6 protein-coding genes are annotated in these 9,403 nt (G+C 31.8%); 5 read left to right on the top strand and 1 reads right to left on the bottom strand.

Features of this window, described 5'->3' with window-relative positions; genetic code table 11:
* Positions 1-365: 365 nt before the first annotated feature.
* From IJI80_RS00570 to uvrA, 5 genes are all read left to right on the top strand, one after another.
* Positions 366-1,574, top strand: coding sequence for a zinc ribbon domain-containing protein (locus IJI80_RS00570; protein WP_292786470.1), 1,209 nt, complete (start codon positions 366-368; stop codon positions 1,572-1,574).
* A gap of 324 nt (positions 1,575-1,898) precedes the next feature.
* On the top strand, positions 1,899-2,843 hold the full coding sequence (locus tag IJI80_RS00565; RefSeq protein WP_292786468.1) for a replication factor C small subunit: 945 nt from the start codon (positions 1,899-1,901) through the stop codon (positions 2,841-2,843).
* Positions 2,844-2,932: 89 nt separating this feature from the next.
* Positions 2,933-4,516 (top strand): replication factor C large subunit, encoded by a 1,584-nt coding sequence (locus tag IJI80_RS00560; protein WP_292786465.1) that lies wholly within the window; start codon positions 2,933-2,935, stop codon positions 4,514-4,516.
* Between the two features lie 145 nt (positions 4,517-4,661).
* Positions 4,662-5,624 carry a zinc metalloprotease HtpX gene (locus IJI80_RS00555; RefSeq protein ID WP_292786463.1) on the top strand — a complete coding sequence of 321 codons (963 nt, stop codon included), beginning with the start codon at positions 4,662-4,664 and terminating at the stop codon, positions 5,622-5,624.
* 292 nt (positions 5,625-5,916) lie between these two features.
* Positions 5,917-8,820, top strand: a complete 2,904-nt coding sequence (gene uvrA, locus IJI80_RS00550; RefSeq protein WP_292786460.1) for an excinuclease ABC subunit UvrA — start codon at positions 5,917-5,919, stop codon at positions 8,818-8,820.
* A gap of 122 nt (positions 8,821-8,942) precedes the next feature.
* Here uvrA and IJI80_RS00545 read toward each other — a convergent pair whose 3' ends face one another.
* Positions 8,943-9,101 carry a hypothetical protein gene (locus IJI80_RS00545; protein ID WP_292786458.1) on the bottom strand — a complete coding sequence of 53 codons (159 nt, stop codon included), beginning with the start codon at positions 9,099-9,101 and terminating at the stop codon, positions 8,943-8,945.
* Positions 9,102-9,403: the final 302 nt, after the last annotated feature.

Genomic DNA, 9,403 nt, shown 5'->3' with positions numbered 1-9,403 from the left:
TATTTTTTATTTATTACTCTATTGAGATCTATTAATTTTTATTTATTACTCTATTACTTCAATTAATTTTTTTATTTTTAATCTATTGAATCTATTAATTTTTATTTATTACTCTATTACTTCAATTAATTTTTTTATTTTTAATCTATTGAATCTATTAATTTTTAATGTATTACTCTATTGAAATCTATTAATTTTTTAACTCTTTTTTTTAACTTTTTTTTACAAATTTTATATAAATATTTAAATATTAGTTTACTAATATAATAATGATGAATATTTTTTAAAAATAATAAGTAATACTATATCAATTATTTTGGAATTATATTCATACAATCATTTTTAACCTATTTGGGGGTGAAAATTTGATTTGTCCAAAATGTCATACAGTAAATGATGATGAAGAGAAATTTTGTAGAGAATGTGGGTTTCAATTGAATTCAGCAAGAATTTGCCCTACATGTGGAAAAACAAATGATTCAAATTCAAAATATTGCAAGGAATGTGGAACTGTTTTAACTCCCGTTAATACATTCAGAAAACAAGTTATTGATGAGAATAATCAAAAATCTTTCTTTAGCATGTATAAGATACCAATCATCTGTGCTTTAGTTATCATATTGGCTATCGGTGCTGTAACTGGAATGGCTTACTATAATGGTGGTTCTGGTGGAGATGATGGTTTCAGTTCAATTATACCTACAGATGACAATGGATTTTTAAATGATGTAAATGAGCCAAGTCAAGCTCAAATGCAAGTGGAAAATAATACTAATGATACAAATAATAAAACTAATGACACTAATGCAAATAAAACATTAACTGAAAAGATTGAAAATAAAAGCAATCAGACCAGTAAAGACATAAATAAAACTGTAAATAAGATTAAAAATCAAACTGACAGTTCAAAGAACAATACATCTAAAACCATTACTGAAAAAGTCAATAAAACAGATAGTTCTGCTAATAAGAATAAATCTGATAAAAACATAATCTCTGATTCCAGCAAGAATGATTCTGGAAATGCATTTATTATTCCAGGAATTTCTACAGACTCAGATGATTTGAATGACAGTGATAAGGATTTAGATGATGATTCAGATGATTTGAATGACAGTGATAGTGATGATGAATTGTCTGATGATTCCTTAAAAGAAATCGAAATGCAAGATGTTCCTAATCTTGCTCAAATGGTTTCAGAAAAGAATTATGATTTCTCAACTATAGAATACAATGGAAATGAATATGATGAAGCTCAATGCATTTATATTTTCTCAGAGTATCTTTTGAACATTGAAAATAATGAGAACTCTTCAATTGAAATAAAAGATATTAAAAATGCTACAAATCCTTCTGGTGAAGATTTAAATCAATCCATTGACAAGGAAGATTACTTAAGCATTGCTCAAAGAGTTCACAGTTGGATGGATCAAAAGGATACAGTTCCTAATTATGTTGGAATAAGTGGAATTGGAGCAGCAGACCTTTCCCCTAAAATGATGCTTAAGCTATTCACTTTAGCAAGTTTAGAGTATTCTCTCTCTGAAGAATTGCCTGAATCTGTTGAAATCTAAAGATAATGTTTTAAATTATTAGAGAATACTTATTCTCTATTACTTTTTTTATTTTTTTTTTAATTATTTTTATAATTTTTTTAACTATTTTTTATTTATTTAGATTAAATTTATACTAAATAGATAATTTTTTCTATTAAATTCTATTGAAAATTTCATATGTTCTATAAAAATAATAAGTTTTAAAAAATATGAAAATCATATAATATATAGTATAAAAAAAATTATTTTAAGTATTTTCCAAAAAATAATTTAAATCTTAAAAATGATTTAAAACAGCTTAATTTAAAAAATAAAGAAAATTAATGATTATAAAGTGATAATATGTTAGGACCTTGGGTAGAAAAATATAGACCGCAAACTTTAGATGATGTTGTAGGACAAAAGCATATTGTAAGCAGATTAAAGCAATATGTGGAAGAGGGAAGCATGCCGAATTTAATGTTTACCGGTCCTGCAGGTGTAGGAAAAACAACATCTGCTCTTGCACTTGTAAAATCAATTTTAGGCGAATACTGGAGACAAAACTTCTTGGAATTGAATGCTTCAGATGCAAGGGGAATTGAAACTGTAAGGACAAACATTAAGAATTTCTGCCGTTTAAAACCTGTCGGCGCTCCATTTAGAATCATATTCCTTGATGAAGTGGACAATATGACTAAAGATGCACAGCATGCTTTAAGACGTGAAATGGAAATGTATACCAAAACCGCTTCATTTATTCTATCATGTAACTATTCATCTAAAATAATTGATCCTATACAATCCAGATGTGCTATATTCAGATTTACTCCAATTAAGGCTGAAGAAATAGCTGACAGATTAAAATATATTGCAGAAGCTGAAGGATGCCAATATGATGATGCTGCAATCAACACAATTGTAAACTTTGCAGAAGGGGATATGCGTAAATCCGTAAATATGTTGCAGTCTGCTGCATCCACAGGTTCAATCACAGAAGACCATGTATTTGAAGTTGTATCTAAAGCAAAACCTCAAGAAATCAAAAAGATGGTCAATGCCGCCTTAATGGGAGACTTTATGCAATCCCGTGATATATTAAGGGAAGTAATGATAATGCAAGGAACTAGCGGAGAAGATATGGTTAATCAGATTTATCAGGATGTTTCTTCTAGAGTGATGAATGGACAAATGGATGGAGATATCTATATGAATCTAATTGGTGCAATAGCAGAAACCGATTTTAGAATAAGGGAAGGAGCTAATCCAAGAATCCAATTAGAGGCATTATTAGCTAAATTCTTATAGAAAATTTATGAATCTAAGAAATATGGGATATAAGAATTTTTATTGATTAAGTAATTTTTATGAATTATATTTAATTTCAGGTAACAATTATGTTATGGACAGATAAATACCGACCAAAGAGTTTTGATGATGTAGTCGGTAATGTTAAGCAAAAAGCAATCATTCAAAAATGGGTTGAAAAGTGGAAAAATGGAGAACCTCAACCACCTTTATTGCTTATAGGACCAGCTGGAACTGGTAAAACCACAATAGCCCATATCATTGCAGATGAATTCTCTGAATATATAGAGCTCAATGCAAGTGACAAGCGTTCACATGACTTATTGATGACAACAATTGGGGAATCAGCAAACACCTATTCACTATTCGGCAATAACCGTAAATTGATTATAATGGACGAAGTGGATGGTATTCATGGAACCAATGATAAAGGCGGAACTAAAGCATTGAATAAAATCATTAAGGAAAGCAAACAGCCTATTGTAATGATGGCTAATGATTTTTACAGCAATAAATTAACAACTATAAAGAAAAATGCCCAAGTCATTAAAATGGATAAGATCAAATCTCCTTCAATCAATAAGTATTTGCGTGATGTAGTGCTTAAAAATGAAGAGATTGAAGTTGATAAGGACGTTTTGATGAAATTATCCAAAAGGTCCAGTGGAGATTTGCGTTCAGCAGTAAATACCTTACAGGCTCTTGTTGAAAACGGAGGGGAACTTACTGAAGAGGCTCTTGATTCAACAAGCCAAAAGGACAATACCAGCACAATATTCGATACAGTATCAAGAGTATTAAAAAGCAAGAATCCAGAACATGTGAAACGTTCATTGTTTGAAAACAATGAGGATCCGACATTGGTTATGGAATATATTGCTGAAAACATTCCAAGGGAATATGAAAGCAATAAGGAAGTTAAAAAGGCTTATGAAATGATTTCTCAAGCTGATTTATACTTTGGAAGAACTAGATCCAGCCAATATTATGGTTATTGGAAATATGCATCAGACTTTATGGGTGTAGGTGTTTCTGTATCCAAAAGAGAGACTTACCGTAAATTCAGCAAGATAGTAAGTCCTATGGCATTCTCCATGATGGGCAGAACCCGTGGCAAAAGAGCTTTAAGAGATCAAATAGCTTCTAAAATGGAAGAAAAGATGCATGTTTCACTTCAAGTGGCATACACCATTTTCCCCTACTTTGAGATAATGTTTGAAAATGATGAAGTCGCTTGGGAGATTTCAGACTTTTTAGAGCTTGAAGATGATGAAATCAAATTCTTCAGAAAGAAAAAGATTCCAAAATCTGTAATTAATAAAATGGAAAAGGTTAAGGCAGAAATGAGGGAAGAAGAAAAAGAGGAATGGAGAAAATCCATTAAAGATGGAATATTTAGAGAGATTCCAGCCCAAGAACTGGAAAATAATGAACCTGATTTCATTGAAGAGGAAATCGATGATATCAATTCCCATAAAAACAATACTGTAATAGATATCTTTGATGATTTCGATGATGATGAACTGGATGAAATAGCTAATGAATACTCATTAAGCAATAGTCCTAAATCAAAATTAAGAAATAAGAACTCTTCTGATGAGGAATCTAAAAAGAAAAAAGAGGAAAAAGAGGAAAAACTTGATAAGGGACAAACAACCCTATTTAGTTTCTAATTATCATTTATTTAATTATCCATTTTATAATATTGTAATTAATTTTATGATATTTTTAAATAGTAAAAGAGTGATATTTATAACAGAATAATATTAGAAAAATTATCAAACTTATTCAAATAAAAATTATTAAAGGGGTTTTTATATGAAAGGAACTTGGAAACTCAAATTAAGGTTATGGCTTGCTATGGTTTTTATGTTCGCTATAGTATATATTCTAATCATGCTTGCCGGTAACTTATTAGGATATGGCGGCTTTTATGGCTTCTATGCAATTGCAGGTATAGGAGTTTTATTCCTGCAATACATATTTGGTCCAAAGATTGTTGAAAGCTCAATGGGAGTTCACCAATTAAGTGAGGCTGAAGCTCCTCAACTTCATCAAATGGTTGCGGAATTAGCTGCTGCAGCTAATATTCCTAAGCCAAAAGTAGGCATATCAAATACTATGGTGCCTAATGCTTTTGCTTATGGCAGATCTAAACGCAGCGGACATGTATGTGTTACAAAAGGAATTCTAGGTCTTCTTGATGAGGAAGAGCTTAAAGCGGTTTTAGGTCATGAGATGTCTCATATTAAACATAATGACATGGCTATTACAACAGTTGTTAGTGCTGTTCCACTTATTTGCTATTATTTAGCATTCTCACTTATGTTCTCTGGAGGAGGAGATAATGATAATGGAGGGCCTATTTTAGGAATTTTAGCATTGATCGCTTACTTCATAGGTCAGTTGATTGTGCTCTTCATTTCCAGAATAAGGGAGTATTATGCTGATGCAGGAAGTGTGGAATTAGGATGCAAACCTGAAAAATTAGCTTCAGCATTATACAAATTGGTTTATGGTGCAGCAAAAGTTCCACAATCTGAAATCAAGGATATTGAAGGAACTAAAGCATTTTTCTTAACTGATATCTCTAATGCAAGAAATGAATTCAATAATTTGGCTCAATTGGACCTTGATAGGGATGGTACAATCAGTGCTGATGAACTTAATGTTTTAAGGGATTCTAAAGTGAATGTAGGCACTTCCAATAAGATTATGGAATTATTGTCCACTCACCCAGACATGCTTAAGAGAATTAAAAGATTAGCGGATTACAGCTAATCTCTCTATTTTTTTATTTTTTTATTTTTTTCTAAAATCAATGCTATTTTTTACTTTTTTATATAATTTTTCAAAGTTCAATTTTTCAAATTTTATCATATATAACAAATGTTTATATAATAGTATGTACTAATATTAGTTTGTATGAATAAAAACTAAATTATTAGTTTTCAAAAGCTCTTGCTACAAAGATTTATATATAAGATAACAAATTTTTATATAAAATTTACTAAACATTATAATTGATTATTTAAAAAAATTAAATAATTTACATTTAACTAATGGTGAAAAGATGAGTACCGAAAGAAAGAACATAATACTGAAAGGAGGAAGGGAACATAACCTCCAAAACATTGATTTATCCATACCTAGGGATCAATTTGTAGTGGTCACTGGCTTAAGTGGTTCCGGTAAATCAACACTTGCATTCGACACCATTTATGCTGAAGGACAGCGTAGATATGTTGAATCATTATCAGCTTATGCAAGACAGTTTTTAGGTCAAATGAAAAAGCCGGAAGTGGATTATATTGAAGGATTATCCCCTGCAATATCAATTGACCAGAAGACTACAAAGGTAAATCCAAGATCAACTGTAGGTACCATTACAGAAATCTATGATTACTTACGTTTATTATTTGCTAGAATAGGAATTCCACATTGCCCAAATTGTGGAAAGGAAATATCTCATCAAACCATTGGACAAATAACCGAATCCATTATAGAAGAGGGAGAAGGGACTAAAATACATGTGCTTGCACCTGTTGTCAAGGACCGTAAAGGTGAACATAAGGACATTTTAGAGGACTTTAGAAAAAAAGGGTTCGTTAGAGTCAGAGTTGATGGTGAAATTAGAGGGCTTGATGAGGATATAGAACTTGGAAAAAACTTCAGACATAATATAGAGCTTGTTGTAGATAGGTTAGTCATTAGGGAAGGAATTGACTTCCAAAGAAGGTTGTCAGATTCCGTAGAAACCGCTTGTAATTTTGCAGAAGGTCTTGTAACTGTCATGTTTAATAAAAGGGATGATGAAGGAAATGAATCCACATATGAAAAAACCTATTCTGAAGACTTTGCATGTACCGACTGTGGCATAAGTTTCCAAGAATTGACACCTCGTATGTTTTCATTCAATGCACCTCAAGGGGCATGTCCGGAATGTAATGGTATTGGAACAAAGATGGAAATGGATCCTGACTTGATAGTTCCAAACAAGAACTTAAGCTTGAATGATGGCGCTATAGTTCCATGGTCAAAATCAACTAAAAAAGAAAATTACTATTATCAAATGCTTAAGGCAGTTGCTGAACACTTTGGCTTTAGCATGGATACTCCGTTTAAGGATTTAACTGAAGAACAGCAACATATTATTCTCTATGGTTCCAATGAAAAGGTTGCATTTGCATTTAAGAGAAGAAACCGCTCTTATAGAGTAAACCGTAAGTTTGAAGGTGTAATTACAAGAATGGAAAGATTATATATAGAAACCAAATCCAATTATAATAGAAGTTACATCTCTAAATTCATGAGTGACCGCAAATGTCCTGTCTGTGGTGGAAGAAGACTTCGTCCTGAAGTTTTAGCAGTAACAGTTGGTGATATGAACATTATGGATGTATGTGACTTGTCCATTAAAGACAGTTATCAGTTCTTCCAGGATTTAGAGCTTACAGAAAGACAACTATTCATTGGAAAGGAAATTCTGAAAGAGATTAAGGCAAGATTGAAGTTCCTTGTTGATGTAGGATTGGATTACATAACAATGTCAAGATCTTCAGGTACCTTATCTGGTGGAGAAGCTCAAAGAATTAGACTTGCTACTCAAATAGGTTCTGGATTGGTAGGAGTTCTCTATATATTGGATGAACCAAGTATTGGTCTTCATCAAAGAGATAATAAAAAGCTCATAGGCACTTTAAAGCATTTAAGAGACATTGGAAACACATTAATCGTTGTAGAGCACGATGAAGAAACCATCTTATCTGCAGATTATGTGATTGACATAGGTCCTGGTGCTGGAGAGCATGGTGGAAAAATAATCGCTGAAGGAAGCCCTGAGGAGATTATGGCTTCTCCAGATTCAATTACAGGCAGATATCTCTCTAGAAGAGAAACTATACCAATAAATACTGATAGAAGACCTGGAAATGGAAAGTTCCTTACTGTTAAAGGTGCTAGGGAAAACAACCTTAAAGGCATTGATGTTGAAATTCCATTAGGGCTTTTCACTTGTGTTACCGGTGTAAGTGGTTCTGGTAAAAGCAGTTTGATTAATCAAGTATTGTACAAAGGACTTTCCACCATCATCAATAAGAAATACTTGCATCCTGGAAAGCATGATTACATTGAAGGAATCGAAAATATTGATAAGATCATTAGGATTGACCAAACCCCTATTGGAAGAACTCCACGTTCAAATCCTGCAACTTATGTAGGGGTATTTACACCAATTAGGGAGTTATTTGCTGACACTCCTGAATCTAAAGCAAGAGGATATAAGCCAGGAAGATTCAGTTTCAATGTAAAGGGTGGAAGATGCGAATCCTGTTATGGTGATGGAATCATTCAAATTGAAATGCACTTCCTTTCTGATGTTTATGTTCCTTGTGAAGTCTGTAAAGGTAAAAGATACAATGATGAAACATTAGATATTCGTTATAAAGGAAAAAATATCTATGAAGTATTGGAAATGACAGTTGAAGAGGCATTGGAATTCTTTGAAAATATACCTAGAATCGCTAAGAAACTTCAAACATTATATGATGTCGGTTTAGGTTATATAAAGCTAGGACAACCTGCTACCACTCTCTCTGGAGGTGAAGCGCAAAGGGTAAAACTCGCTAAAGAACTCTCTAAATCCAGCACTGGCCAAACATTGTATATATTGGATGAGCCTACAACAGGTCTTCATTTTGATGATATAAAGAAATTATTGAATGTTTTAAACAGATTAACAGATGCTGGAAATTCAGTTGTTGTTATTGAGCATAACCTGGATGTAATCAAAACAGCAGATTATATTATCGATTTAGGACCTGAAGGTGGAGATGGCGGTGGTGAAGTCATTGCTACTGGAACACCTGAAGAAGTCGCTGAATCTGGAACATACACTGGAGATTTCCTAAAAGAAATTCTAAGCGAGAATATTACTGCTCATGCAAAAGAATTAGTTGAAGAAAATGCAAGTAAATAATCTAATCCATTATTTACTAAATTCTTCTTTTTTTTTAAAAATTAATTTTTTGTATTTTTATACTTTTTTCTATTATTTTTCTATTTTTTTAGTATTTTTATACTATATTTTCTATTATTTTTCTATTTTTTAAGCAGGGCTGATCTCTTTTCAGCTACTTCCCTAACATATTTATCTTCATCATTAAAAGCTATATCATCTAAAACAGATACGGTTTGAATGTTTTTACAAGCAGCTTCACGAATTTTTGAATCCTTATCATTATAGGCCAAATTAAGCAATAAGTCCTGATTTTTTACTTTGGAAATGGCTTCAATACGTGCGTCATTATATTTGCCCTTTATTGAAATATCCTCTAATAATTTTTTATCCTTTATCCTTTTAATTGTATTTAATCTAATATTTGAATTTATTTTCCATAGCTATAATATGTAAAAGGCCGCCGAAGCAGCCTTTTTGGTTCTGAAATTTTTAATTAGTGTCTTACCTCAAATTATTTACAGTCAACGCACTGCGTTTCTGTTGGATTCGGCTCGTGTGTGACGACGTGAATTTAGCTTAAAGCTCAGTAATTTTCGCTGTC

The organism is Methanobrevibacter sp., from assembly GCF_017432245.1.
Classification (GTDB): Archaea; Methanobacteriota; Methanobacteria; order Methanobacteriales; family Methanobacteriaceae; genus Methanobrevibacter.
Note: the sequence above shows the minus strand (reverse complement) of the source record. Positions and strands in the feature narration are given on the sequence as shown.

Excerpts from the sequence above, each read along its gene's own strand:
- IJI80_RS00560 (WP_292786465.1), top strand. The coding sequence starts at position 2,933 with ATGTTATGGACAGATAAATACCGACCAAAGAGTTTTGATGATGTAGTC.
- IJI80_RS00565 (WP_292786468.1), top strand. The coding sequence starts at position 1,899 with ATGTTAGGACCTTGGGTAGAAAAATATAGACCGCAAACTTTAGATGAT.
- IJI80_RS00555 (WP_292786463.1), top strand. The coding sequence starts at position 4,662 with ATGAAAGGAACTTGGAAACTCAAATTAAGGTTATGGCTTGCTATGGTT.
- uvrA (WP_292786460.1), top strand. The coding sequence starts at position 5,917 with ATGAGTACCGAAAGAAAGAACATAATACTGAAAGGAGGAAGGGAACAT.